22 protein-coding genes are annotated in these 26,473 nt (G+C 62.8%); 11 read left to right on the top strand and 11 right to left on the bottom strand.

What is annotated here, in order from left to right; translation table 11 throughout:
* Positions 1–91: 91 nt before the first annotated feature.
* The gene (locus tag E4O92_RS07330; protein ID WP_135189104.1) at positions 92–1,306 is read right to left on the bottom strand and encodes a 6-phosphofructokinase; all 1,215 of its coding nucleotides are present in this window, start codon (positions 1,304–1,306) and stop codon (positions 92–94) included.
* 202 nt (positions 1,307–1,508) lie between these two features.
* On the opposite strand from E4O92_RS07330, the gene E4O92_RS07325 reads away from it, so the two are divergent.
* The gene (locus E4O92_RS07325) at positions 1,509–3,020 is read left to right on the top strand and encodes a retroviral-like aspartic protease family protein (protein ID WP_167759725.1); all 1,512 of its coding nucleotides are present in this window, start codon (positions 1,509–1,511) and stop codon (positions 3,018–3,020) included.
* Positions 3,021–3,033: 13 nt separating this feature from the next.
* On the opposite strand, the gene E4O92_RS07320 is transcribed toward E4O92_RS07325, so the two are convergent.
* The 6 genes from E4O92_RS07320 to E4O92_RS07295 form a co-directional block, all read right to left on the bottom strand.
* Positions 3,034–5,073 carry an alpha/beta hydrolase family protein gene (locus E4O92_RS07320; RefSeq protein WP_135189102.1) on the bottom strand — a complete coding sequence of 680 codons (2,040 nt, stop codon included), beginning with the start codon at positions 5,071–5,073 and terminating at the stop codon, positions 3,034–3,036.
* A gap of 119 nt (positions 5,074–5,192) precedes the next feature.
* Positions 5,193–7,196, bottom strand: coding sequence for an alpha/beta hydrolase family protein (locus E4O92_RS07315; RefSeq protein ID WP_229483122.1), 2,004 nt, complete (start codon positions 7,194–7,196; stop codon positions 5,193–5,195).
* Positions 7,197–7,272: 76 nt separating this feature from the next.
* Positions 7,273–9,300: a sodium:solute symporter family protein gene (locus tag E4O92_RS07310; RefSeq protein WP_135189120.1), complete on the bottom strand. Its 2,028-nt coding sequence runs from the start codon at positions 9,298–9,300 to the stop codon at positions 7,273–7,275.
* 17 nt (positions 9,301–9,317) lie between these two features.
* Entirely contained in the window at positions 9,318–9,617 is a 300-nt protein-coding gene (locus E4O92_RS07305) for a DUF4212 domain-containing protein (protein ID WP_135189119.1), read from the bottom strand.
* Positions 9,618–9,621: 4 nt separating this feature from the next.
* A complete protein-coding gene (locus E4O92_RS07300) occupies positions 9,622–11,160 on the bottom strand; it encodes a sensor histidine kinase (RefSeq protein WP_370659995.1) in 1,539 nt (512 codons plus the stop codon).
* Positions 11,157–11,861: a response regulator gene (locus E4O92_RS07295; protein WP_135189100.1), complete on the bottom strand. Its 705-nt coding sequence runs from the start codon at positions 11,859–11,861 to the stop codon at positions 11,157–11,159. The genes E4O92_RS07300 and E4O92_RS07295 overlap by 4 nt, the downstream gene beginning before the upstream one ends.
* A gap of 193 nt (positions 11,862–12,054) precedes the next feature.
* Between E4O92_RS07295 and recA the strand changes: the two genes are divergently transcribed.
* The 7 genes from recA to E4O92_RS07260 all read left to right on the top strand — a co-directional run bounded on the left by recA (position 12,055) and on the right by E4O92_RS07260 (position 18,433).
* Positions 12,055–13,137, top strand: coding sequence for a recombinase RecA (gene recA / locus E4O92_RS07290; protein ID WP_135189099.1), 1,083 nt, complete (start codon positions 12,055–12,057; stop codon positions 13,135–13,137).
* 122 nt (positions 13,138–13,259) lie between these two features.
* On the top strand, positions 13,260–13,721 hold the full coding sequence (recX, locus tag E4O92_RS07285) for a recombination regulator RecX (RefSeq protein ID WP_135189098.1): 462 nt from the start codon (positions 13,260–13,262) through the stop codon (positions 13,719–13,721).
* A gap of 639 nt (positions 13,722–14,360) precedes the next feature.
* The gene (locus E4O92_RS07280; RefSeq protein WP_135189097.1) at positions 14,361–14,915 is read left to right on the top strand and encodes a DUF2889 domain-containing protein; all 555 of its coding nucleotides are present in this window, start codon (positions 14,361–14,363) and stop codon (positions 14,913–14,915) included.
* 67 nt (positions 14,916–14,982) lie between these two features.
* The gene (gene sucC, locus E4O92_RS07275) at positions 14,983–16,152 is read left to right on the top strand and encodes an ADP-forming succinate--CoA ligase subunit beta (protein ID WP_135189096.1); all 1,170 of its coding nucleotides are present in this window, start codon (positions 14,983–14,985) and stop codon (positions 16,150–16,152) included.
* A gap of 18 nt (positions 16,153–16,170) precedes the next feature.
* Positions 16,171–17,052 carry a succinate--CoA ligase subunit alpha gene (gene sucD, locus E4O92_RS07270; RefSeq protein WP_135189095.1) on the top strand — a complete coding sequence of 294 codons (882 nt, stop codon included), beginning with the start codon at positions 16,171–16,173 and terminating at the stop codon, positions 17,050–17,052.
* Positions 17,053–17,349: 297 nt separating this feature from the next.
* Positions 17,350–17,835: a pilin gene (locus tag E4O92_RS25320; protein WP_267873782.1), complete on the top strand. Its 486-nt coding sequence runs from the start codon at positions 17,350–17,352 to the stop codon at positions 17,833–17,835.
* Between the two features lie 139 nt (positions 17,836–17,974).
* Positions 17,975–18,433, top strand: a complete 459-nt coding sequence (locus E4O92_RS07260; RefSeq protein ID WP_307721744.1) for a pilin — start codon at positions 17,975–17,977, stop codon at positions 18,431–18,433.
* Positions 18,434–18,446: 13 nt separating this feature from the next.
* On the opposite strand, the gene E4O92_RS07255 is transcribed toward E4O92_RS07260, so the two are convergent.
* Entirely contained in the window at positions 18,447–19,151 is a 705-nt protein-coding gene (locus E4O92_RS07255) for a flagellar brake protein (protein WP_135189093.1), read from the bottom strand.
* Between the two features lie 209 nt (positions 19,152–19,360).
* Complete coding sequence (locus E4O92_RS07250; RefSeq protein ID WP_135189092.1) at positions 19,361–21,409, bottom strand: S9 family peptidase; 2,049 nt, start codon at positions 21,407–21,409, stop codon at positions 19,361–19,363.
* Here E4O92_RS07250 and E4O92_RS07245 point away from each other — a divergent pair.
* Complete coding sequence (locus E4O92_RS07245; RefSeq protein WP_135189091.1) at positions 21,372–21,965, top strand: hypothetical protein; 594 nt, start codon at positions 21,372–21,374, stop codon at positions 21,963–21,965. The genes E4O92_RS07250 and E4O92_RS07245 overlap by 38 nt on opposite strands.
* A 107-nt stretch (positions 21,966–22,072) precedes the next feature.
* On the opposite strand, the gene E4O92_RS07240 is transcribed toward E4O92_RS07245, so the two are convergent.
* Positions 22,073–23,203, bottom strand: coding sequence for an acyltransferase family protein (locus E4O92_RS07240; RefSeq protein ID WP_135189090.1), 1,131 nt, complete (start codon positions 23,201–23,203; stop codon positions 22,073–22,075).
* A 360-nt stretch (positions 23,204–23,563) separates the two neighbouring features.
* Positions 23,564–24,163 (bottom strand): hypothetical protein, encoded by a 600-nt coding sequence (locus tag E4O92_RS07235; protein ID WP_135189089.1) that lies wholly within the window; start codon positions 24,161–24,163, stop codon positions 23,564–23,566.
* Positions 24,164–24,343: 180 nt separating this feature from the next.
* Between E4O92_RS07235 and E4O92_RS07230 the strand changes: the two genes are divergently transcribed.
* Together E4O92_RS07230 and E4O92_RS07225 are read left to right on the top strand one after the other, a co-directional pair.
* The gene (locus tag E4O92_RS07230) at positions 24,344–25,855 is read left to right on the top strand and encodes a DUF6861 domain-containing protein (RefSeq protein ID WP_135189088.1); all 1,512 of its coding nucleotides are present in this window, start codon (positions 24,344–24,346) and stop codon (positions 25,853–25,855) included.
* Positions 25,856–25,857: 2 nt separating this feature from the next.
* A complete protein-coding gene (locus tag E4O92_RS07225; RefSeq protein ID WP_135189087.1) occupies positions 25,858–26,427 on the top strand; it encodes a hypothetical protein in 570 nt (189 codons plus the stop codon).
* Positions 26,428–26,473: the final 46 nt, after the last annotated feature.

The following is a 26,473-nucleotide window of genomic DNA, read 5'->3' as shown; positions in this document are numbered from 1 at the left end:
CTGACTTGCGGCTGCCGTTTCGCTACGAACCTTTCGCGAACCGCGTGCGCACAGGTGCGCACCCTACGGCCGGAACCGCTTGCCGGATACGTCAGCGCTTAAGCACCTTCTGCACCGCCACCCCGCGCAGCCGGAATGCATCCGGCATACCCGAACCGAGCAGCGGGCGCAGGTACAGCCGGAACGCGTCGGTCACGTCGGTGCCGCTTTCGCTGATGAACTCGTCCTCCATCGTGCGCGTCTTGCCGGCCACCTGGTCGAGCGGCATCAGTTCGTAGTCGACCGAGTAAAAGCCGGTGCGCTTGATGGCCACCGAGCCGTCGCGGTCGCCCCACATCGCGAACTGCACCGCCTTTTCGCCCACTTCGCGCGCCTCGCGCTGGTCGACGTCGGACACGCAGCCGATGAACGAGCGCTGCAGATAGCCGAAGGTGTCCCCGCGCACCCGCTTGATGCCGAGCTTGCCCTTGATCTCGTCGCACAGCAGGTCGGCCAGCGCGCCGGTGCCCGACAGCTGCACGTTGCCGTGCTGGTCGCGCTCGATCTCCTTGGCCAGCAAGGTGGCCACCGGCTGGCCCGAGGCATCGTGGATGCCTTCCGACACCGCGATCACGCAGCGGCCATGGCGCTCGTAGGTCGCCTTCACATCGGCCAGGAAGCGCTCCAGCTCGAAGGTGCGCTCGGGCAGGTAGATCAGGTGCGGGCCGTCATCCGGAAACTTCTTGCCCAACGCGGACGCGGCGGTGAGGAACCCGGCGTGTCGCCCCATCACCACGCCGACATAGACCCCAGGCAGCGCCGCGTTGTCGAGGTTGGCGCCGGCGAAGGCTTGCGCCACGAAGCGCGCCGCCGACGGAAAGCCGGGCGTGTGGTCGTTGCCGACCAGGTCGTTGTCGATGGTCTTGGGGATGTGGATGCAGCGCAGCGGGTAGCCGGCCTGCCGGGCCTGTTCGCTGACGATGCGCACGGTGTCGGCCGAGTCGTTGCCGCCGATGTAGAAGAAGTGCTCGATCTCGTGCGCGCGCAACACGTCGAAGATGCTGCGGCAGTAGGCCATGTCCGGCTTGTCGCGCGTGGAGCCGAGCGCGGAGGAGGGCGTGGCGGCGACCAGCTCGAGGTTGTGGCTGGTCTCCTGGGTCAGGTCGAGGAAGTCTTCGTTGACGATGCCGCGCACGCCGTGCAGCGCGCCGTAAATGCGCGTCACGTTCTGGAAGCGGCGCGCCTCCAGCGCCACGCCGACCATCGACTGGTTGATGACGGCGGTCGGTCCGCCTCCCTGTGCTACCAGAATCTTGCCCGACGACATGTACGCCTCCCGGATGAGTTACGGATGACCCCGACCCAAGCTTACTCCTTAACCGCGCCCTTGCCGATATGCCGTCCATCCCGTTTTTTTTATATCTTGTTCAAAATTGCAACATTTGGCGGAGAGTGATGTTAAATTAATGTAATAAACAAAACTTTTCTTGTAGTATTTATTTATGAAAACTATCCTTTGCGGCGCCGCCATGCGCCTGACCCTGGGCGTGACCTGCGCCCTCGCGCCCTTCGCCCATGCCGCCGCTGAACCGGCCAAATGCAGCTACATGGCCGTAGGAAAATTGCCCCTTCGGTACAGCGGCCCCGGGCTGGAAATCACGACCGAAGGCAGCATCAACGGCACTCCGGCCGAGCTGCTGGTTGACACGGGCTCCTCACTGACCGCCCTGACGCGCACTGGCGCCGAGCGGCGCGGCCTCAGGCTGCGCCCTACCGGCAGCCGCGCAATGGGCGTCGGCGGCATAAGTGCGCTGTTCGCAACCAACGTCGACGAATTCATCGTCGGCCCCGTCCGGGCGGGCCGCAGCAATATGCCGGTGCTGGTCAGTTTCGGTCAGACCCCCTCTTTCGATGCCATTCTTGGTGCGCCCTTCCTGTTGCAGACTGACCTGGAAATGTCGCTGGCGACCAAGCAATTGACGTTTTTTGTCCCCGAAAACTGCGGGAACACCAATCTCGGCTATTGGAGCGAGAACGTGCACCATGTCCCGCTCCGGCGGCATGACCAGGAACAAAGAAATCCGCATTTCTTCGTCCGCATCAACGGGAAGGAGATGGAGGCCATGATCGACAGTGGGGCCGCCGTCAGTACGATCAGTAGCGACGGGGCCAAGCGCGCCGGGATCGCGTTCGACACCCCCGGCGCTCGCGCTTCAGATTTGGCCGGTATCGGCCGCTACACGACCTCGCGCTGGTTCGCGACGGTCAAGACCTTTCAGATCGGAGAGGAAACCGTCGAGAATGCGGAAATGGCGGTGGAAAACTCAGGCATGGATGGCGCAGACGTCACGCTCGGCGCCGACTTCCTGCGCGCCCACCGCCTGTTGTTCGCGATGAGCCAGAACAAGCTGTATTTCTCGTATGTCGGCGGCGAACCGTTTGGGCAGCGGCGCAAGCTCGAACCATGGATCGAGGCCGAGGCGGAAAGCGGCAACGCCGATGCCCAGCTGGTGCTGGCCAACATTTACGCAAGCGGCAATGTGGTGCCGCGCGACGAGGCGCGCGCCGCCAGCTGGCTGGAAAAGGCTGCAGCGGGCGGTAGCGCGTACGCCAACCTGTACACCGGACGCGACCTTTTGGTGCGCGGTGACTTCGCCAGGGCTGCGACCCGCCTGCGCGTCGCACTCGACAAGCTGCCAGCCGAACGCGACGGCGCCCTGTGGCTGTACATCGCTCGCGTGCGTAGCGGCCAGGCCGAACTGGCGAAGTCGGAACTGGCCGCCACCTTCTCGCGTAGCGATAGCGATGAATGGCCGAAGCCGATCGCCGAGTTCTATCTCGGCAAGCTTTCGTCTGACAAGCTCCTGGCGCAAGCGGCGGACGACCGCAAAGGCGGCAAGATGCGACGCTGCGAAGCCCTGTCGGCGATGGGGAATTGGCATCGGGCGCACGCGCAGCCCGAGCAAGCAAAGGCGCTCGACGGGCAGCTCAAGGCCACGTGCGCCGATGTCGAGGAGAATTTCATCGCCATCGGAGGCTGAGCGCGGCCTTCGCTTACTCCTGAACCGCGCCCTTGCCGATGTTCTTGTCCAAGAATTTTTCGACCCGCGTCCAGAAGTCGATGTTGTTCTTCGCCAGTCGCCAGCCGTGGCCTTCCTCAGGATACTCGATCCACTCGACGTTCTTGTTGGCCTTGGTGACGGCATCATAGAACTTCTTGCCGTGGTAGAGCGGTACGCGCTTGTCAACGCCGCCATAGGCCAGCAGCACCGGCTGCGTGATGCGGGCAGCCTGCTCGATCGGCGAGGTGGCCTTGAGCTGCGCGGCGTCCTTGACCTGGTCGCCGATCATGTCGGGCATGCCGTACTGCTTCCATTCGTCCGTCAAGTCCGATTCCTGGGTCCAGCTGCCGTTGTACATCAGGTTGATGTCGGTGACGCCCACCCAGTTGATGCCGCACTTGAACAGGTCGGGGTCGTTGACCAGGCCCATCAGCGTCGCATAGCCGCCATAGCTGGCGCCTGCGATGCAAATCCGCTTCGGATCGACGATGCCCTTGTCAATCAGGTAGCGCGTTCCGTCGGCGACGTCGTTTTGCATCGCCAGGCCCCATTGCTTCCAGCCGGCCAGGAAGTGTTTGGCGCCAAAGCCCGTGCTGCCGCGGAACTCAGGTTCCAACACGGCATAGCCGCGCGTGGCCAGGAATTGCGTCTCCGGATGCCAGCTCCATGACGCGCCGCGCACCCACGGGCCGCCGTGCACCATCACCACCAGCGGCAGGCCAGTGCGCTTGCCGCCAGGCGGCAGGGTCAAGAGCGCCGGGATGTCCAGGCCGTCTCTGGCCTTGTAGCGGATTGCCTGCTGACGTCCCATCTGCTTGGGATCGATGGCGGGGCGGGAATCGCCGACCTTGCTGATCAGCTTGGTATCCTTGTTGTACAGCCAGTAGGTAGGGGGAATCGCATCCGCGTACGAACGCACCGCCACCCAGGGGGTCTCGGAACGCGCAGCGACGGCGAGCAAGTTGACGGTGGCGGGGAGCAGTTTGTCGACCGTCGCCTGGATCGCCTTCATCTCCGGGTCGACCCACTCGTCCGCTTCGGCATCCGTTACAAATTGAACGCCGAGCAACTTGTCCCTGGTTGTAATGAGGCCGCCGACGAAATCGTAACCGGCGGTCGAGATCAGCGGTTCCGGATTGACCTTGCCGGTGGCGAGATTGAAGGTGTGGACCGAGCTCGTGTCCTTGCCGCCGGCCCGCGCAATCACGTACAGCGTGCCGTCCGGGCCAAAGCCGAGCGGGATGATGTCGTCCTGGCCGTGGCTGTAGGGGGTGTAGCTGATCAGCGTGCGCCAGATGTCGTTGGCCGGGTCGCGGTAGTAGATCGTCGTCAGGTCCTTCTCGGTGCCTGCCGCGAGGCGCGGCTCGCCTTTGTTATCCAGGATCCAGCTCTGGACGCTGCCCGGGCGCGGTACCTTGGTGGTCTGCCCCGTGAGCGTGTTCAGGCGCACCAGGTTCACGTGGCGCACGCGTTCGGTCTCGGTCCATTCAGGATTGGCAACGTAGATGTATTCCGAGTCCTGCGCGCCGCGCTGCGCGAGCAAGTAGTGGTTCCAGGGCAGGAGCTTGCGGGCGGTGCGGGTGCCGGTCGTCCCGCTGTTGACCCACGAACCGTAGCGGTCCACCAGTTGCACGAATTGGCTGCCGTCGCGGTTCACTGCGAACATGCCCGGTGCGTGGCGTACATTGCCCTGGCCGACGGACTTGTCGTGCAGATCGAATACCAGGCGCTCATCGTTCACCCAGCGGAAGGTGCCGATGTCGGCGTCGTTGAACTCGGCTACGCCCTTGCCGGTGTTGGTCTGCAGGTCGATCACGACCAGGAAATCATGCCGGCCCTTCGCGCCCGATTTGACAGCCAGGTATCTGCCGCTGGGCGAAATCGCCGCCCCGCCATAAGCAGATGCGCCGAAGAAGGCTTCGACCGGCGGCGGCGCAGGAACCGCCGGCGCTTGGGCCAGTACGGCGCCGGACGGCGACAGGGCCAGGGCCAGCAGGATTTTTCTGCTCAATGCTCGGAAGGGGAACTGCATGTTTTTCCTTTTATTGTCAGTGTCGCCGCCCGGCGGCGAATTTTAGAAAACCAGTTTTTATATCCCTTGGAACACGTCTGCTGCTCTATTGATGAGCTACGGACGATCCGCCGGTCAGCTTACTCCTGACCCGCGCCCTTGCCGATGTTCTTGTCCAAGAAGTTTTCGACGCGGGTCCAGAAGTCGATGTTGTTCTTCGCCAGCGACCAGCCGTGCCCTTCCTGCGGATATTCGATCCATTCGACCTGCTTGTTGGTTTCCTTAATCGCATCGTAGAACTTGCGTCCGTGGAAGATCGGCACCCGCCGGTCGACCCCACCGTAGGCCAGCAGGACCGGCTGCTTGATGCGCGACGCCTGCTCAAGAGGCGAGGTGGCCTTGAGCTGCGCCGCATCCTTGACCTGGTCGCCGATCAGCCTGGGCATCCCGTATTTCTTCCAGTCGTCCGTGGCATCAGAGTGCGAGTACCAGGTGTCGTTGTACATCAGGTTGATGTCGGTGACCCCCACCCAGTCGACGCCGCACTTGAACAGGTCCGGGTCCTTGATCAGCCCCATCAGCGTCGCATAGCCGCCGTAGCTGGCGCCGGCGATGCAGATGCGCTTGGGGTCGGCCACGCCTTGCGCAATGGCCCAGCGCGCAGCGTCGGCCAAGTCGTCCTGCATCGCCAGTCCCCATTGCTTGAAGCTGGCCTTGAAGTGGCTCCAGCCAAAGCCGGTGCTGCCGCGGAATTCCGGCTCAAGCACCGCGTACCCGCGCGAGGCGAGAAACTGTGATTGTGAGCTCCAGCCCCAGGTCTCCCCGCGTACCCACGGGCCGCCGTGCACCAACACCACCAGCGGCAGGTTCTTGCCGCCGCCCTTTGGCAAGGTGAGCAGGGCAGGAATCTCAAGCCCGTCGCGAGCCTTGTAGCGTACGGCGTCTTGTTGGCCCATCTGGCGGCTGTCGATTGCGGGGTGGCTGCTGCCCACCAAGTTGAGGGCGTTGGTTTTGGCATTAAACAGCACGTAGGTTGACGGAGTCACGTCGGAAAACGAGCGCACCAGCACCCACGGCTGCTGCGCGCGTGCGGCCACTGAAATCATGTTGATCGTTCCGGGCAGCGCCTTGTCGACCGCCTGCTGGAGGGCTTTCATGTCCGGATCGAACCAGATGCTCGACGCGGCGTCGGTCTGGTAATGCACGCCCAGCAGCTTGCGGCTGTCCGTCACCAGGCTGCCGGCGAAGTCATAACCGGCGGCGGCGACCACTGGCTCGGGGTCGATTTTGTTGGTGGTGAAGTTGAAAGTGTGAACCGCGGTGGTGTCCTTGCCATTGTGTGCGACCACGAACAGCCGGCCGTCCGGCGCGAAGCCCAGCGGGGCGAAACCCTCGTCCGATTCGCTGTAGTCCTGGTAGCTGACCAGCTTGCGCCATTCGGCGTTGGCCGGGTCGCGATAGAACACGGTCGTGATATCTTTTTCATGCGTCATGGCGATGCGTGGCTCGCCCTTGTGGTCGAGCAGCCATGCATATACGGCGCCAGGGCGCGGGACTTTCTGCGCACGCCCGGTCACCGTGTTCAGGGACAGCAGGTCCACATAGCGCAGTTCGCCCCGGTCATCGTACTGGGGGCTTCTCACATAGATCGATTCGGAATCCTGTGCGCCGCTCTGGTGGAGCATGAAAGTATGCCAGGGGAGTAGCTCGCGCTGGCCGACTGTTGGCCGCGCCGACACGAAGGACTGGCCGGTCCGTTGGGCCAGTTGCACAAAGCCTTTGCCGTCGCGGCCCACCGCATACAGACCTGGCGCAACGTCGACGTGGCCCGGTGGCAGGGTCTTGTCGGTCGCGTTGAATACCAGGCGATCGTCGTTGACCCACTGGAAGTCTCCGATGTCGGCGTCTTTGAACCCGGCCACTTTCTTGCCTTCGTTGGCCACCAGATCGATGACGACCAGGTAATCGTGCCCGCCCGGCTGGCCGGTACGCGCGGCAAGATAACGTGCACTGGGTGAGAGAATAGCGCCGCCAAAGGCCGGGCGCTCGAAGAAGCTTTCGATCGGCGGTAACGGCGTTGCGGGTGCCGCGAGCGAAATGGCCGGGCCGGCCAGAAGGGCGGCGAGCAGACCTGCGATTGGCATAAAACGGCTTGACGGCATTGTCATCCCTTTTCGAAAATTATCCTTTTAGTTTACCCAACGTTTTGCTCAAGGGAAATCATTCCGGCGCACGCAGGTAGTCGACCAGGGCGTCGCTGGCGCGCGCCGGTGGGGCGGAGAGCAGGCTGGCGACGACCAGCACGGCGATGCCGGCCGGCACCCCGAATACGCCGGCCGAGATCGGCGCGATGTGGAACCAGGCGGCGCTCAGGCTGCCGCCGAGGATCGGGTTGGTGTGCAGCATGTAGAACAGGCACACCAGAAAGCCGGCCACCATGCCCGCGATCGCGCCGACATGATTGGCGCGCTTCCAGAACACGCCCATCACCAGCGGCGGGAACAGCGTCGATGCGGCCAGCGAGAACGCGGCGCCCACCAGCGACAGGATGTCGGCCGGCTTTTGCGAGGCCGCGTAGGCCGCGATGAAGGCGACCGCCAGCAGCAGCAGCTTGGAAATCGTGACCCGCTTCTGACTCGAGGCGACCGGGTCGACCACCTTGTAATAGATGTCGTGCGAAAGCGCGTTCGAAATCGCCAGCAGCAGTCCGTCGGCGGTCGACAGCGCGGCTGCCAGGCCGCCGGCTGCCACCAGGCCGGAAATCACATACGGCAGGCCGCCGATCTCGGGCGTGGCCAGCACCAGCACGTCGCCGTCGATCGCGATCTCGGCCAGTTGCACGATGCCGTCGCCGTTCACGTCGGTGACGCTGATCAGGGGATTGACCTTGTCCACGTTGGCCCAGTACGAGATCCAGGTCGGCAGGTGCGCGAAGTCGCTGCCGACCAGGTAGGTGTAGATGTCGTACTTGGCCAGCACCGCCAGCGCCGGAATGGTCAGGTAGATCAGCAGGATGAAGAACAGCGCCCAGAACACCGACACCCGCGTCTCGTGCACCGAAGGCGTGGTGTAGTCGCGCATCAGAATGTGGGGCAGGGCGGCGGTGCCGATCATCAGGCAGAACACCAGCGCCAGGAAGTTGTTGCGCTTGATGTCGGACTCATCAAAGGTCGCGCCGGGGAACGGCTGCGCATGCGGCTCGGGCGGCCGTGCGCGCGCGAGGTTGGCCGCGCGCTGCTCGCGCCACAGGTGCTCCGCCTCGTCCGCGTTCTTGGGGTAGGCGACCAGCGCGCGTTCGGCGCTCCTGATCTCGACCAGCGACGCGTTGCGCTTGCGCGCCGCGTCAAGCTGGCGCTGCGCCTTCGCCTTGCCCTGCTCCCACGATTGGGGCAGGGTGGACAGGAGCGCGTCGAATTCGTCGGCCTTGCGCTGGAAGCTGGCGCGCACTTCGTGCTCGCGCGGGTCGAGCGCGAGCAGGGCTTCGCGCTTGGCCAGCTTGGGCAGCACCGAGCCGTAGGCGACCTGGGGCAGCGCGTTGCCCGCGTGCTTGGCCGACAGCCACATGGTTGGAATCAGGAACGCGACCAGGATGATGATGTACTGCGCCACCTGGGTCCAGGTGATGCCGCGCATGCCGCCCAGGAAGGAGCACACCAGAATGCTGGCCAGGCCCAGGAAGATCCCGACCGAGAAATCGACGCCGGTAAAGCGCGACGCGATCAGGCCGACCGCGTAGATCTGCGCCACCACGTAGATGAACGAGACGATGATCGTGGCGCCGACCGCCATCAGGCGCACCGGTGTGCCGCGCGCACCCCGGCCACCGCCGTAGCGGGTGGCCAGGAAGTCGGGAATCGTGTACTGCGCCGAACGCCGCAGGTAGGGCGCGATCAGCAGCGCCACCAGGCAGTAGCCGCCGGTCCAGCCCATGATGTAGGCCAGGCCCGAAAAGCCGTGCAGGTAAAGCCCGCCGGCCAGGCTGATGAAGCTGGCGGCCGAGATCCAGTCGGCGGCGGTGGCCATGCCGTTGAACAGGGCCGGCACGCGGCGCCCGGCGACATAGTATTCGGACACGTTCGAGGTGCGGCAGATCACCCCGATCGTGGCGTACAGCGCGATGGTGGCGAACATGAACAGGTAGCCGATCCACAGGCGCGGCATGCCTTCGTTTTCCAGGATCGCGAGCGCCATCAGGAACAGGCCGAAGCAGCCGCTGTACCACAGGTAGTAGCGGGTCAGCTTGCGCATGTAGGCGCCGGGCGGCTTCACGCGGCCTCCTCGATGCGGCGCGCGTACTCCCGGTCCAGGTGCCGCATGCGCCAGGCGTAGCCGCCGACGATGGCAAGGTAGACCAGCGAGGCGCCTTGCGCCGCCATGTAGAACGACAGCGGCCAGCCGAACACGGACAGGCCGGCCAGCTCGCGCGCGAAGAACACCGTGCAAAAGCTGGTGGCCAGCCACAGCACCAGCAGCAGCGCGCTCATGCGGCGCGTGGCGCGCCAGTGGGCCGCGCGCGCGGCGCGAAGCAGGCGTGCCTGGCGCTCCGGTCCAGGGTTTGCCTTCATGGTCTCAGCTGGCATCGGTAATCCTTGGGGCGGGTGGCGGAAAGGTCAGCCGGAACAGGCAGCCTGGCAGCTTGGCCGACAGGCTGCGCGGGTTGTTGAAGATGTCGATTTCGGCGCCGTGCTGCTGCGCGATCTCGCGCACGATCGCCAGCCCCAGCCCGCTGCCCGGCACGCTGGTGCCCAGGATGCGGTAGAAGCGCTCGAACACGCGGGTTCGCTCGGTGGGCGCGATGCCGGGGCCGGTGTCTTCCACCTCGAGCAGCGCCCGCTCGCCGTCGCGCCGTGCGCGCACCGTGACGCTGCCGCCGCTTGGGGTGTAGCGCAGCGCGTTGTCGATCAGGTTCGACAGCAGCTCGCGCAGCATGACCGGATTGCCCTCGACCGTCACAGTCTGGTCCGGCGGCTCCAGGCCCAGGTCGATGCGCTGCGCGAACGAGGCCTGGACCCAGTCCTGCACCCCCGCCTTGGCAAGCAGGCCCAGGTCGAGCTCTTCGAACGCCAGCCCGGCGTGCGGCTGGTTTTCGGCGCGCGCCAGCGCCAGCAGCTGGTTGACCAGGCGCGTGGCCGACTCGCTGCTCTTGGCCAGCTGCTCGAGCGAGCGGTGGATCTCGTCCGGGTCGGACTGGCGCAGCGCCAGCTCGGACTGGGTGCGCATGCCCGCCAGCGGCGTTTTCATCTGGTGCGCGGCGTCGGCGATAAAGCGCTTTTGCATGTCGATCGTCTGCGACAGGCGCTCGAGCATGTCGTTGAGCGAGCCGACCAGCGGCGTGATCTCCTCCGGCACCTGGCGCGAATCGATCGGCGACAGGTCGTCCGGGCGGCGCGCGCGGATGCGTTCCTGCAGCTGCGCCAGCGGCGAGAGCCCGCGCGAGAGCGCAAACCAGACCAGCGCCAGGATCACGGGCAGGATGATGAACTGGGGCAGGATCACGCCCTTGATGATCTCGTTGGCCAGCTGCGCGCGCTTGTCGAGCGGTTCCGCGACCTGCACCAGGGCCAGCCGCGGTTCGCTGCCGCGCGAGGCCAGCGGGTCCAGGTTCACGTACGAATAGGCCACCCGCACCGGGGTGCCGTGCAGCGCGTCGTTGCGAAACCGCACCGCGCCGCCGCGCTCCAGGTCATCGCCCGGTGGCAGCGGCAGGTCGCGGTCGCCATCGACATAGGCGCGGCCCGGGCCCACGACCTGGAAGAACACGCTGCCCACGTCGTCGGCGCGCAGGATGTCGCGCGCACTGCCGGGCAGGTGCGCCACCAGATGCCCGTCGACCTCCTTGACCTGCTGCGCCAGCACCGTCGCGCTGTCCGCCAGCGCGCGGTCGAACGGCTGGTTGGCGATCGACTTGGCGACCAGGTAGGTGATCGCGATGCTCATCGGCCAGAGCAGCAGCAGCGGGGCCAGCATCCAGTCGAGGATCTCGCCGAACAGCGAATGCTCGATGCCGTCCTCGGCTTCCGGATTGGGCGGCACATAGGGCGGCACATACGGCGGCGCATCGATGCCGTGGTCCTCTGGCGCTACGAGCCCGGCGTCGCGATCGTTCACTTGTTGCCGCTAGCGGGGTCGGGACGCGCCGCGTCGGCGCATTTTTCGAGGCAGTAGCCCAGCCCGCGCACGGTGGCGATGCGGATGCCGCCCGATTCGATCTTCTTGCGCAGGCGGTGCACGTAGACCTCGATCGCGTTGTTCGACACCTCCTCGCCCCACTCGCACAGATGGTCGACCAGCTGTTCCTTGGACACCAGGCGCCCGGTACGCGCCAGCAGGATTTCGAGCAGGCCCAGTTCGCGCGCCGACAGGTCGAGCATCTGGTCGTTGATGTAGGCGCTGCGGCCGACCTGGTCATACACCAGGGGGCCGTGGCGGATCACGCTGGGGCCGCCGCCGGCGCCGCGGCGGGTGAGCGCGCGCACCCGCGCCTCCAGTTCCGACAACGCGAACGGCTTGGCCATGTAGTCGTCCGCGCCCAGGTCCAGGCCAGTGACGCGCTGCTCGATCGAGTCGGCGGCGGTGAGGATCAGCACCGGCAGCAGCGAGCCGCGCGCACGCAGCCGGCGCAGCACGTCCAGCCCCGGCAGGCGCGGCAGGCCCAGGTCGAGGATGAGCAGGTCGAATTCCTGGGTCGCCAGGACAGTATCGGCATCCTCGCCGTTGCGCACGCAGTCGATCGCATAGCCGGACTGGCGCAGCGAACGCGTCAGGCCGTCGGCAAGTACGCTATCATCTTCGGCTAATAAAATTCGCATGGGGCAACCGGGCTCATCCTTTTGCACAAGCTATTTTGTTTGATTTCTCGCAACAATGCGAGCCCTTGTGAAAATAGGCCCACATAGCGCTTGCCAAGAACACTGGATTTTTATACAGTAGTGTCTATTGACCCTGAACGATGCAGGCCTCGGCGGCTGCCACCCTTGCCCACTTCACGATTGAAAGAAGATTATGGACGACAAAAAAATTGCAGTAAACGCTACTGAAAAGGGCAAAGCCCTGGCCGCCGCCCTGGCGCAGATCGAAAAGCAGTTCGGCAAGGGATCGGTCATGCGCATGGACGCCAATGCGCCGGTCGAGGAAGTGCAGACCGTTTCCACCGGCTCGCTCGGGCTGGACATCGCGCTGGGCGTGGGCGGCCTGCCGCGCGGACGCATCGTCGAAATCTACGGCCCGGAATCGTCGGGCAAGACCACGCTGACCCTGCAGACCATCGCCCAGATGCAAAAGCTGGGCGGCACCTGCGCCTTCATCGACGCCGAGCACGCGCTGGACGTGACCTATGCGCAAAAGCTGGGCATCAACCTGTCCGAACTGCTGATCTCGCAGCCGGACACCGGCGAGCAGGCGCTCGAGATCACCGATGCGCTGGTGCGCTCGGGCAGCGTCGACCTGGTGGTCATCGACTCGGTGGCGGCGCTCACCCCGCGCGCCGAGATCGAAGGCGACATGGGCGATGCGCTGCCCGGCCTGCAGGCGCGCCTGATGTCGCAGGCGCTGCGCAAGCTGACCGCCTCGATCAACCGCACCAACACCCTGGTCATCTTCATCAACCAGATCCGCATGAAGATCGGGGTCATGTTCGGCAGCCCGGAAACCACCACCGGCGGCAACGCGCTGAAGTTCTACGCATCGGTGCGCCTGGACATCCGCCGCACCGGCTCGATCAAGTCCGGCGACGAGGTGATCGGCAACGAAACCAAGGTCAAGGTCGTCAAGAACAAGATCGCGCCGCCGTTCAAGGAAGCCCACTTCGACATCCTGTACGGGGAGGGCACCTCGCGCGAGGGCGAAATCCTGGACCTGGGCGTGGACAACAAGATCGTCGAGAAAGCCGGCTCGTGGTACAGCTACAACGGCGAGCGCATCGGCCAGGGCAAGGACAACGCCCGCATCTTCCTGAAGGAGCGTCCGGCGCTGGCGCGCGAGATCGAGAACAAGGTCCGTTCCGCCCTGGGCGTGCGCGAACTGCCGCCGGCCGGCGGCGAGGAAGAGGGCGGCAAGCCGCGCCTGAAGGCGGTGTCGGGCGAGTAATCGCCTGATCGAGGTCGCATGCCGGTGCAGCAACTTGGAGGTCGTTTCAACATGAGCAGGGCAAGGCGCGGCGACGAAGACAGTGCGGTTGCACGGCAAGGAGCCGCAACGCGGCCATGCTCATGTTGAAACGACCTCTGAGCCTGAAGGCGCGTGCCCTGCGTTACCTCTCGACGCGGGAGCACAGCCGGCTCGAGCTGGGCCGCAAGCTGGCGCGCTACGCCGAGGAGGGCGATGACGTCGAGGCCCTGCTCGATTTTTTGGAAAAGAACAACTGGCTGTCGCAGGAGCGGTTTGCCGAATCGCTGGTTCACAGGAAGGCCGGGCGCTACGGCAATAGCCGGGTGCTCGCCGAGCTGCAGAACCACGGCGTGGAAGGCGAAGCGCTGATGGAATTGAAGACCGAGCTGCAGGAAACCGAAACCGCCCGCGCCTGCCAGGTGTGGCACCGCAAGTTCGGCAAGGTCGCCGAGGACGCGGCCGAGCGCGCCAAGCAGATGCGCTTCCTGCTGCAGCGCGGCTTTTCGCAGCGCGCGGCGCGCGTTGCGATGCAAGGGAGCGACGCATTGGACGACGGGTCGTGACGCGCCGGCCAGGCGCAAGCGCGGAGCGTCATCTGCTGCACGCGGCAAGCGTGCTCCTCACCGCAGATGGCGCTGCGCGCTTGCGCTTGGCTTGGAGGTCGTTTCAAAAGGCGCTGTCACCGCGACGCCCACGCGTTCAGCCGTAGGGTGCGCACCAGTGCGCACGCGGTACGGTTGAATGCCGTTGGCTCCGGTACGCACACGTACCGCGTGCGCACAGGGCACCAAAGGCCCTGCGCCCCCTACGCCTTCGGCAAGCATCTATTCAACGTTTGCGCCGCGCGCCAGTAGCGCTGTTCCCGACAAGGGGGGCGCCGAGCACGGGGAACGACATGCTACCGCATCGATCATTGCGGGCCATCGGGACTGCATAAAGACCGTAGGGTGCGCACCAGTGCGCACGCGGTGCATAGCGTCCCCAAAGTTGGCGTTCCGCCGCCTTCACCCTCGCCCAACAATCTCCCATGTTGCAAAATTGCAAGTCCGCTGCCCCCATGTTGCGGTGCAACTGGTCAAGCGCTGTGATAAACTTTCACGGATTAAGCAGCGCCGCAGGAGCGGTTGTTGCCGTAGAAGCTGCGGCAACGTGCATGAGCACACGGCTGCACAATTTACTGCCGTATGTCGGCAACTGTTTTTATGCCCCTGTCCCCCCCCGCCCCGCGCTCGCTCCGGCATTCGCGCGCCATTACCGTCGAAGCGTATTTACGTGACGATGGTCTGTGGGATCTCGACGCTTGTATCCGTGACGTCAAGGCGCGCGACATCGCGCTCGCCTCCGGCATGCGTCCGGGCGGCCATCCGGTGCATGACCTCAAGCTGCGCGTCACTGTCAACCGCGAGCTCGTCATCGTCGACGCCGAAGCCGCGTCCGATGCTGTTCCCTATCCCAGTTTCTGCGAAACCATCGGCCCGGCCTACAAGAAGCTGATCGGGCTGTCGCTGATGAACCATTTCCGGCTGCACCTGAAAGACCGCCTGTCAGGCGTACTCGGCTGCACCCATCTGACCGAACTCGCACAAGCCTTGCCCACCGCTGCCATCCAGGCCCTCGCCGACGACGAGTTCCTGGCGCGTGCCGGCGGCGAGGCCCAGAAGCCCTTCGAACTGGACCGCTGCCATGCGCTGCGTTCCGACGGACCCGCCGTGGCCAGGTACTACCCGCGCTGGGTAGCCAAGGTCGTGTCGGGTTAGTATTCGTTGTTCCGGTTTTTTTATTCAACCGATATTTCTAAATCAGTAACAGTAAAAGGAAGCCAGCATGAAAATCCATGAGTATCAAGGCAAAGAGATCCTCCGAAAGTTCGGAGTGACGGTTCCGCGCGGCATTCCGTGCATGTCCGTGGAAGAGGCCGTCAAGGCAGCTGAACAGCTGGGCGGCCCGGTCTGGGTAGTCAAGGCACAGATTCATGCAGGTGGCCGCGGCAAGGGCGGCGGCGTCAAGGTCGCCAAGTCGCTCGAGCAGGTGCGCGAGTACGCGAACCAGATCATGGGCATGCAGCTGGTCACGCACCAGACCGGCCCGGAAGGCCAGAAGGTCCGCCGCCTGCTGATCGAGGAAGGCGCCGACATCAAGAAGGAACTGTACGTGTCGATGGTCACCGACCGCGTGTCGCAGCGCGTCGTGCTGATGGCTTCGTCGGAAGGCGGCATGGACATCGAGGAAGTCGCGCACACCAACCCGGAAAAGATCCACAACGTCGTGATCGACCCGGCCATCGGCCTGACCGACGCGCAAGCTGACGACGTCGCCCGCAAGATCGGCGTACCGGAAGGCTCGATCGAAGACGCGCGCCGCAACCTGCAGGGCCTGTACAAGGCATACTGGGAAACCGACGCATCGCTGGCCGAAATCAACCCGCTGATCCTGACCGGCGACGGCAAGGTCATCGCCCTGGACGCCAAGTTCAACTTCGACTCGAACGCGCTGTTCCGCCATCCGGAAATCGTCGCCTACCGCGACCTGGACGAGGAAGATCCGGCCGAAGTCGAAGCATCGAAGTTCGACCTGGCTTACATCTCGCTGGACGGCAACATCGGCTGCCTGGTGAACGGCGCCGGCCTGGCCATGGCCACCATGGACACCATCAAGCTGTTCGGCGGCGAGCCGGCCAACTTCCTGGACGTGGGCGGCGGTGCGACGGCTGAGAAAGTCACCGAAGCATTCAAGATCATGCTGAAGAACCCGGGCCTGAAGGCGATCCTGGTGAACATCTTCGGCGGCATCATGCGCTGCGACGTGATCGCCGAAGGCGTGATCACCGCATCGAAAGCCGTGTCGCTGAACGTGCCGCTGGTCGTGCGCATGAAGGGCACCAACGAAGACCTGGGCAAGAAGATGCTGGCCGATTCCGGCCTGCCGATCATCTCCGCAGACACGATGGAAGACGCAGCGAAGCAGGTCGTCGCCGCTGCTGCAGGACAAGCCTAATTCGCGAAGGAAACAAACATGTCGATTCTGATTAACAAAGACACCAAAGTAGTCACCCAGGGCATCACCGGCAAGACCGGCCAGTTCCACACCCGCATGTGCCGCGATTACGCGAACGGCCGCGAGTGCTTCGTTGCTGGCGTGAACCCGAAAAAAGCCGGCGAAGATTTCGAGGGCATCCCCATCTTCGCTAACGTTTCCGAAGCCAAGAAAGAAACCGGCGCCAACGTTTCCGTGATCTACGTGCCGCCCGCAGGCGCCGCCGCCGCGATCTGGGAAGCCGTCGAAGCCGAGCTGGACCTGGCGATCTGCATCACCGAAGGTATCCCGGTCCGCGACATGATGGAAGTGAAAGACCGCATGGCCAAGGCCGGTTCCAAGACCCTGCTGCTGGGTCCGAACTGCCCGGGCCTGATCACGCCGGACGAAATCAAGATCGGCATCATGCCGGGTCACATCCACAAGAAGGGCCGCATCGGCGTCGTGTCGCGTTCGGGCACGCTGACCTATGAAGCCGTGGCGCAGCTGACCGCGCTGGGCCTGGGCCAGTCGTCGGCAGTGGGCATCGGCGGCGACCCGATCAACGGTCTGAAGCACATCGATGTGATGAAGATGTTCAACGACGATCCTGACACCGACGCCGTCATCATGATCGGCGAAATCGGCGGTCCGGACGAAGCCAACGCTGCCTACTGGATCAAGGACAACATGAAGAAGCCGGTGGTTGGCTTCATCGCCGGTGTTACCGCTCCTCCGGGCAAGCGCATGGGCCACGCTGGCGCGCTGATCTCCGGCGGCGCTGATACCGCGCAAGCCAAGCTGGAAATCATGGAAGCCTGCGGCATCACGGTCACCAAGAACCCGTCGGAGATGGCTCGCCTGCTGAAGGCCATGCTGTAATCGGCGAGTTCCGCCAATCAAAAACGGGGAGCGCGAGCTCCCCGTTTTTTTATATGTGGGCCGTCCAGGCCTACAATTTTTGTACAGACGGGGACCTGCTGACAAAAAATGCGAGGCAAGAAGTGACAAAAATTGTCAGTGCACAATGTCAAAATGCGAATTTTTGTCGCTTCTGATGTCGACGAGATAACGATTTCGGCCAGATGCAGGCTGGCACGGGCCTTGCATACAGGAAAGGGCAGCAGCAAAGCTTTACGCAACCCTTAACCCCACCTCGGAGAGTTGAACATGAAACAGATGAAAATCGTTAAGAAAGCCCAAGCCGGCTTCACCCTGATCGAACTGATGATCGTTGTTGCCATTATCGGTATCCTGGCCGCCGTGGCAATTCCGCAGTACACCAACTACATGTCGCGCACCAAGGCGGCAGGGGCTATCGCCGAACTCGCATCGGTCAAGACCGGCATCGCGATGTGCTACCAAGAAACGGGTAAATTCGAGGGTTGCTCTGGCGGCCAAAATGGCGTGCCGGTTCCGGCTGTTACAGGCAATATCAAGGCAGTCACCTCGATCACCGACGGCGTCATCACCGTTACCACCGGCGCAACCGCAGGCGGTGAGGATCTCACCATCATCGATAGGCCGAGCGTAGCGGCAGACGGCAACGGCGCGAACATGGTCTGGACCAACGAGGGCTCCACCTGCACCGACGCGGCCCGCGGCTTCAAGCCGGGCGCTGGCGACTGCCCGACCACGGCCGCGACCCCGACCCCGGGCGGCTAATAATCGACTGGTACTACCAGAAAACGTTCTGTCACATTCCAGTGGGGTTTGGCAGCGCGGGAGAGAAAAACCCACGCATCGCGTGGGTTTTTTCTTTCCAGCCGTGACCGCAAGCCCGTTCTGATCCTGCGAGGTTATCTTGAAGAGAACAACCGTCTTTCATTCGGTACAGCGCGGCTTTACGCTGATCGAGTTGATGATTGTCGTGGCGATCATCGGCGTACTGGCAGCGGTCGCGATCCCGCAATATGCAAATTACGTCTCGCGCACCAGGGCGGCAGGAGCGGCGGCGGAGCTCGACTCGGTCCGCACTGCAATCGCGCTATGTCGGCAGGAACTGGGAACCCTCACCGGGTGCAATGCCGGTACGAACGGCATCCCGACACCGGCCACCAGCGGAAACATCGTCAGCGTTGAATCGATTACCAATGGCGTCATCAGCGTCACCACCGGCGCCACCGATGCGAACGGAGCTGGCCTGACCATCATCGATGAACCCAATGTCACCGCGGATTCGGCCAACATGTCCTGGATAAACCGCGGCACGACGTGCGATCCAATACGCGGTTTCAAACCCGGCATCGGCGACTGCCCATGATGGCCCGGGCGGGCTAGACAATCTTCTGCCGGTCCGCCAGCAGCGCCTCATAGGTCAGGTTCTGCAGCAAGGTGTAGTGCGCCGGCTCCAGGTCGACGAACTGCACGCCATACGCGTAGACCTCGGCCTGCTGCGCGTCCGGCCGTACGATGTTCATGTTGCGTACCGATGCCCGGACTTGTAACCGCACTTCCTGATTGCCAGGCGGCGCGACCAATGTGAATTGCAGCGTAACGATATCAGCGGGCGGCAGCGGATGAGTCGTCTGCACCAGGGCTCCCGTCACCGACAGGTTGGCCAGAATGCCGTTGACGGGTGCACCGCCGGTGGCGCTGACCTGCACCGGAATGTCGACCCGGACCCGCATCGCGCCGCGCAGGCTGGTGCCCTGGATCGCGCCCGGGAACGACACATGCACGTAAAACAATGGCCGGGCAAATACACGCTCGACCGTGCAGGCGAATGAACACACGTTCACGCCCGAGAACACCCGGATCGTCAGCCGTTCCCCCTCGGTCAGGGGAATCGGTGCCCCATTTTCCATCGGTATCTTGACGATCATGTACTCGTCTTTCACATAACCGATCAGCGTGGAAAAGTACTGGATCGGCTTGACGCGTCGATGTGTGATGAATTGCAGGCGGACGCCGACCTGCAGATTCATTGCTTCGAATTCGAGTTCCTGGGCTTTGAGCTCGTGCGGTGGAGTCGTACTCATGCTTTGGTATCAAGAACCGCGCCCGCGAGGGCGTCACCGCGCACCCCTCACTGCGACTGTGTAAAGGCGCCATAATACCACTTTTGCAAATATGAGCTGGGGAAATTATTGTTGTGAGAACAAGATGTGCTGGCGGTGGCGGCCAGGGGAAATGCACAAAAAAACGCCCGCTGCGGGAGCGGGCGAGGTTGGTGCGATGAGTAGAAGACTTACTGCTTCAGGTGCTGATCCAGCCAGCCCAGCACTGTGTGGTGCCACAGCACCGAGTTGGCTGGCTTGAGCACCCAGTGGTTTTCGTCCGGGAACACCAGCAGCTTGCTGTCGATGCCACGGCGCTGCAGGGCAGTGAAGGTCGACAGCGCCTGCGCGGTCGGGATGCGGAAGTCCAGGTCGCCCTGGATCACCAGCATCGGCGTCTTCCAGTTGTTCACATAGTTGACCGGGTTGAAGCGCTCATGGTTCTCCGGCACGGTGAAGTACGGACCGCCGTTTTCCCAGTCGGTGAACCATTGTTCTTCGGTCGAATACGCCATGCCGCGTGCGTCGAACACACCGTCGTGGTTGACGATGCACTTGAAGCCGTCGGACCAGTTACCCTCGATCCAGTTCATCATGTAGCCACCATACGACGCGCCGAGCGCGCAACTCTTCTCGCGGTCCAGCCACGGATACTTGGCCACGGCCGCGGCCAGGCCCTTTTTCAAGTCGACCAAAGGCTTGCCGCCCCAGTCGCCACTGATCGAATCGGTGAATTTCTGGCCGTAGCCGGTCGAGCCGTGAAAGTCGATGAACACGGTCGCGTAGCCGGCGCCGGCATACACCTGCGGATTCCAGCGGTAGCTCCAGCTATTACCGAAGCTGCCCTGCGGACCGCCGTGCACCAGGAAAGCGATCGGATACTTGGCGCCCGGCGTTGCGTTCCAAGGTTTCATGACGTGGCCGTAGACGGTGTCGCCGTTGGCCCCGGTGAACGAAAACTGCTCGTACTCGCCAAAGCGCACGTCGGCCAGGCGCTCCGCGTTCTGGTTGGTCAGCTGCTGCGGCTGGCCACCCAGCTTCATCTTGAACAGCTGCGCGCCTGATGCCAGGTTCGCCTGGGTGTAGGTGATCGTGTCGCGCCGCACGTCGAAGGCGCCGACCGAACCCTTGTCGGTCAGCGGCGCCACCTTGCCGCTCGCAACATCGATTGCGAACAGCTTGTGCTGGCCGATGTCCTCGGCGTCGACGATCAGCGTCTTGCCGTCGGCGGTCCATTGCACGTTGCCTGCGGAGCGGTCCCAGCTCTCGGCAATGTTGCGCTTCTTGCCGCTCGCCACATCCATCAGCACGATCTGGAAGCGGTCCGCCTCGAAGCCCGGCCGCGTCATCGCCAGGTAGGCCAGGGTGCGGCCGTCCGGCGAGAACACGCCTTTGGTGTCCCAGGCGGGGTTATCTGCGGTCAGGTTGCGCGGCGCCGCCCCACCTGCGGCCGGGACGGTGAACAGGTCAAAGTTGGTTGACCAGGCCTCGGTCTTGCCCGCGATGCGGGCCGAGAACACGATGCTCTTGCCGTCGGGGCTGAAACGGTACTCGTCGCGGTCGCCGAACGGCTTGGACGGCACGTCCGCATCGAGCGTGCCGGATAGGCTGACCGGCGCGGCGCTCACCTGGCCGGACGCATCGATCGGTGCCGAGTACAGCACCGAGTTGCGGCCGTCGGACCAGGTATCCCAGTGGCGAACGAACAGACGATCGTAGACGAGTCCGGTTGCTTTGCCCTTCGAATCGAGGCGTGACTTGGTGCATGCAAGGTCCGCGCAATCGCGGAACACGGCCATGGTCAGCGCCATGCGGTCACCGGTCGGTGCGACGCGGAACGACTCGACGTCCAGCGGCAGGTCGGTGACGCGGGTCGCCTCGCCGCCGCTCACCGGCAGGCGCCATACCTGGGACGAGCCGGACCGGCTCGACAGGAAATACACTGCATCGCCGCCTGGCGACCATTCCGGATCGCTGCTGCTGGCGCTATGGCTGGTCAGGCGTTGCGGCACCGGCTTGGCGGCGCGCAGGTCGACCATCCACAGTTCGGTATGGCCGCGGTTCTTCGACATGTCCGTGCTGCGCACCGTGTACACGACGCGCGTGGCGTCCGGCGACACCGCCGGGCTGCCGATGCGTTCCATGTTGACCAGGTCCTCCACGGTCAAGCCACGTGGCGCGGCCATCGCGCCGCTGGCGGCCATGACGGCAGCGCTCAGCATCAGCAAACGAAATTTCATCCAGTCCTCTTGGTTATTTAATGACACCGGCTTTTCTATGAAGCAATGCCGGATTCGTGCAAACCATCAATTTAACATGAGGCAAGGCACGGTTGTGGGTGCCGATGTCGCGGCAGGGCGTAGTGAGATCAACAGTGTGCAGGCGCGCTGGGCCTATAGTTGTGCTGCGTCGCACGAGGGGTGCCACGCCCAGCCTGAAACAATCTTAGGAATTGCCATGACCAAAATGAACAACGCGCCAGTCTTTGGGCTGGACATGAACCATATTTTCGTTGACACCTCGTCGAAGATTGCTGCCCTATACAGCGAAGCGATGCGCGCAAGCGCCGAGCAACTGTGGGTCAGCTCGGCCCGCATAGTCCAGGAGCATGTAATGCAGGCACTCGTTGCCGCCTCGCAGTCGTGCGCCGAAGCGCTTGCCAAGAACGCCGCGGCGGTTCAGCAGCAGGCGTTCTCACGGCTAGCCGGTGCCAATCAACAAGCGGCGGAGATGATGGGACGCGCCTTCGTCGACAGCTGGATGGCTGCGATGAAGCCGCCGAGCATGAGCAGCTGAGGTTCTTCGTTCCGGTGGGTGATCCTGTGCACTGGCCGACCGGGCGACTGGTCGGTTTGGCACAGGTGATCCCAACCAACCGCATCAGATGACCTGGCCGATGCGCGCTATCGCACCGAGGAGCTCGCGGTCCGGCGGGCACGTATGGTGGAGGCGCTCCGAATTTGCCCCTTCCGCGTCGACTTGATGTTTTCCCTGATCCGTTCCATCGGACTACCGACGAACCAGTTCAAAACATAGGCAAAGCCAACCGAAAAGACCACGTTGCCGAGCGTGGTCACCAACGGGTCAGAGATGCCGTGCTTCACTGCCCATGCGCCAAAAGACATCGTCACCAGCATGTGGCCAATATAGATCGGGTAGCCTAATTCCCCAATCGCTTTATCCAATCTTGACGCCTTCTGATAGAGAAATGCGAGCGGCAGCAAGGTCAAGAAGATCGCATACATGGCTATCCGCTTGATGTTTTCATCCACCGGAATCAAAAAGTAGGACGCGAACGAGGCAATCAACAGAACCGTTGCCCATGCGGGAAGCGCGTCGTGTTTGGTCGACGCCAAAAATTTCTTCCAGAACGGCAGCAAGAATTGATTCGCCAACGCGCCGAACAGAAACAAGGACAGCTCTGCCGGGAAAAACCGATACGTCCAGGGATCGTTTGCTCCAGGCCCCCACGCGATCAGGGCGCACCTGATTGCCAGGGATGCCGCCAATAACGAGAGCAGCAGGGTTCTGTTTCTTAGGATGAAAGGCGCCATCGCATAAAAGCTGAGCTCTACACCTAAGGTCCATGCCTGCGGGACGAGCAGCCCCGTGTACAAGTGGCAATCGGATTGGCGGTAATCTGTTGCAAAAACAACCTCGTTATTACTGACGCCGGCAAACATCAACCAATCCTGGCCGAACAGGAACAGATTGGAAAACACCAGCATCGTGGCGGCGGCAGTGGGGATGTCGTGGTAGAACTCAAAGAATTTTGGCGAGGTGAGAACACGCGCCCCAAGCGTGATTACTGCCACCACAAGGTAAATCGGGTAGAGCCTGAGCGCGCGATTCAGATAGAACTTAAACGGATCGCCGTAGACCGGATTGGTGCGGATAACATGAGCAATCAGGAACCCGGAAACTATGTAGAACAACTGAACCGCGTTTTGCCCACCGACAAACATCAGACCACCATTCCAAGGGGAGTGCGCGAAAACCACCGTGATTGCAAGAAACGTGCGCAAAAATCCCATTGTGCTTAACCTTGTCGCGTCTGGAATGCCCACTGAATGGGGATTCCCCACAGGGAACCCTTGTGATCCAACTGGCTTACTGGTTTCGGCGAGGTCCGCCGGGCAGGGCATGACCGCATGTTCGCATGTGGTCAAATAGCCAACGTTGATCCTTGCCAGCTTACGGCTGGGTTCGGTTAGTCGCGATAGGGAAAAATGAAGAGAGGATTCGTCAACCGCCCCCACGCGTTCAGCGATGGCAGGCCATTCAATGTGCTACGGCCACGGGCTTTAGCACAGGCGTAGGGTGCGCACCCCGTGCGCACGCGTTACGTGTGAAGACCGTTAGCGCCCGGCGCACCGGATGCCAGGACGCCCCTGCTAGTTTGTCTTTAACGTGTAGTACGACCCATCCGTCGGGAATTGCAGGTCGAGCAGCTTCCCGTCCTGGGACCTGACCTGATAAATCGTCAGCGCAAACTGCCATTCGCCGTGACCAAATCGCTTCTTGGCAATCTGCAGCTCACGACCTGGCGGGTGTTTAAGTCGAGAAACTGGTTTTGGCCCACTCATGTCCATGCTGCGCAACATGGACGTCGTCCCGATCCAGTCCTTCTGGTTCCACCATAGATCGCTTTCCGGGAATTTCGGCTGCAGGTCTTCCCGGTTAACCGGCCACTCGCCCAACTTGGCCGAGACGTGGAGGTTAAGCGGGTCGGGCAGTTTTTCTGTTTTGAGTTTCATGTCGAGCTGGCCCGCGCTACCCGGCGGATAGGTGTAGCACAGCCAGACATAATGCTCGTCCTGATAAAGGTGCAGCACGACGCCGCTGCCGGCGTCGATCTGCTGCGCCGGCAATTGCGAATATTCCGAACAGTCGCCGTCAACGAGCGGGGTTAGTGTCGTCGGATGCGCTGGGGCGGCGGAGGCTGCAAGAAGGAGCGGGAGACCTGGAAGCAAAAAACAACCGTATTTACGCATAAGCGAGGTTCCTTTCGGCCGTGGCGGCCACGGAGGCGCGCGCGACGACAGCCGCGAGAGGGTACGGACATCTGGAGCGGGCCCAGCGGCGATTGTATCCGTTTTAAAACGACATTGATGCTGGTCGAATAGTTCCCTTGACCTTGATTGGCACCATTAACAGCATCATCTGAGTTAAGCATGCTTGGAACATCGTGGATTTGTCAGGTGTGCCAGATGGGTGTGATTGAGTTCGATCGCGAGGCGTTTTATCAAAAGCTGAGTTGGCTTGAGCGCGAAGCTAAGCATGCGACGTCACAACTAATGATATGGCCCAGGGCCGCGTCACGCGGATTGGTCGGCGCCATGGGGGAGGGCATCAGCAAGGTGCCGGCCAGGGCCATGTCACGCGGATTCGCCGGCGCCATAGGAGGAGGCATCAGCAGGGTGCGCCGGCTACGGGATGCGCTTGAGCAAGCCCAAGGCATCGCGCTGGACAACCTCACTCGAAAGCTTGGTGCGATCGGACTTAATGTTGTCTGGTCGATCCTGGAGAGCGTTCTTCACGACATTGCGCTGTACATGGGCGGATCGGTGCTTGTCGGAGGCGCGGTCGGCGCAGGGATCGGTTTTTTTGGCGCAGGGATTGGCGCCATCCCAGGGGCTGCCGCTGGCGCTTCGGCCGGTGTGGAGGTCGGCTCCGCGATACTCACGTTTCTTGGTCTGAAGTCCATCCTTGAATTTCTGATGGACAGCATCCCGGAAGTGGTGCGCTCTTACAAGGAAGGCTTTAAGGCAGCGTGGGAGGATGACGCCACGCCTAGGTCCCATACCTTCGACGCCGCGCAAGCAAGCCCGAGCCTCCAGTTGATGAGCACCAGTCGCGCAGCGCAGGAATTTGCCCGCGGCCACGAGATCCTCATGATTGCGATGCTGGCAGGTTTTGTCGCCTACTTGACTCGCGGTAACGGCAAGTTGGCGACACTGCTTGCCGAAGTCAGGCAAAGCGCGCGGTTGGGTCCCAGGGTGGCCGAATGGCTTGAGAAAAATGCCGAGAAACTCATCGCCAATCCTTCGCTTCGTCAGAAGGTGTTTGGCGCTACCGGGAGTGCTGTGCGAACAGTAGAAAATGCTGCCGGCAAAGGCGCGGCTAAGGAGGCTGCTGCTGTTGCCAACGAAACGCAACCAGCGGCGCGCGCTAACGGGAACAAACCAGAGCGGACGGCTGAGAACGCCTTTGAGGGCGATGCTATAATCGGCAACTCCGGAAAGGGAACGGTCGATTTGGCGACCACCCGCGGTACCTGGGGAGAGTTGCCGGTCACGCCGGCTGCGGAGCGCTTTGCTGCGCAGCTAGTCCGGCCGGGGGATATGGTTCCGCTCCCCCGGGGAGCGATGAACTTGCAAGACCTTGGAAGCCTTGCCTCGAGTGAAGGCGCGGAGTTTGCTGTTATCCGTCTCGACGGTGAGCGCTACATCGTGCGCGGTACAGCAAACTCAACGACCATACCAAAAGGGGCAAAGTTGATTGGTCATGTCCATCCAGGGGAAGGCTACATGGGATTGTCCCCCAGCGCCGAGGACATGGACGCACTGGGTGAATTAGGCCAAGGTCGCTCCGTCATCTTCAACGAGAGTGGTTCGTGGCGCACCTTTGGGTCTGATGGACCGTCATCGTCGGTATTCATGCCGAAACCGACACTGGGGGAATGAATATGGCGATATTCATCGAGGGCAAGACAAGGTGCCGGATCTGCGGACAGGTGATTATTCCCAGTGCTGTCATGGTCGGGTTCCCAAACGTGGAGTTGCCCACCGGGCTCGAAACGCTTGCCGATAGCTGCCTGCACAGGCGCTGCCTGGACGCACACCCTCGGCATGTTGAACTCTTGCAAGAGTGGCAGCAGCATTGGCTGGCGCAGGCCGAAAGGGGCCGTATAGATGCGTCGGTCAACGAACACGGCGTCGTCATCTTCCGCAAGAGGCGATTCACCTTTGCGGCGCTGGACAGCTTCGTTGTACTCGAAGATGAATTGGCGGTGTTCGACCAGCTAAAAATGTTCTTCATATCGTTCGATAAACGCGAGCCAGCTTCCACGGTGACCGCGTGGAACACGTATGAGCTTACGCCGAGTGAGGTAGGCGCACGCTTGCATGTGTCGGCCAATCCAGCGCTTGCGACGACGCTTCGAGCTACGCAGGAAAGCGTGATCATCGACTACGAGTTCACTGGGGAGCGGTGGTCGAAATTCGCTCTCGGCTGGGCCCGCGCGGCGCATCCTTGATGCGTCGTGCACGGTCTTGCCATTTGCCTGATCGTTGTCTGCTTGA

It is taken from the genome of Massilia horti (assembly GCF_004614195.1).
Lineage (GTDB): Bacteria > Pseudomonadota > Gammaproteobacteria > Burkholderiales > Burkholderiaceae_D > Telluria > Telluria horti.
Note: the sequence above shows the minus strand (reverse complement) of the source record. Positions and strands in the feature narration are given on the sequence as shown.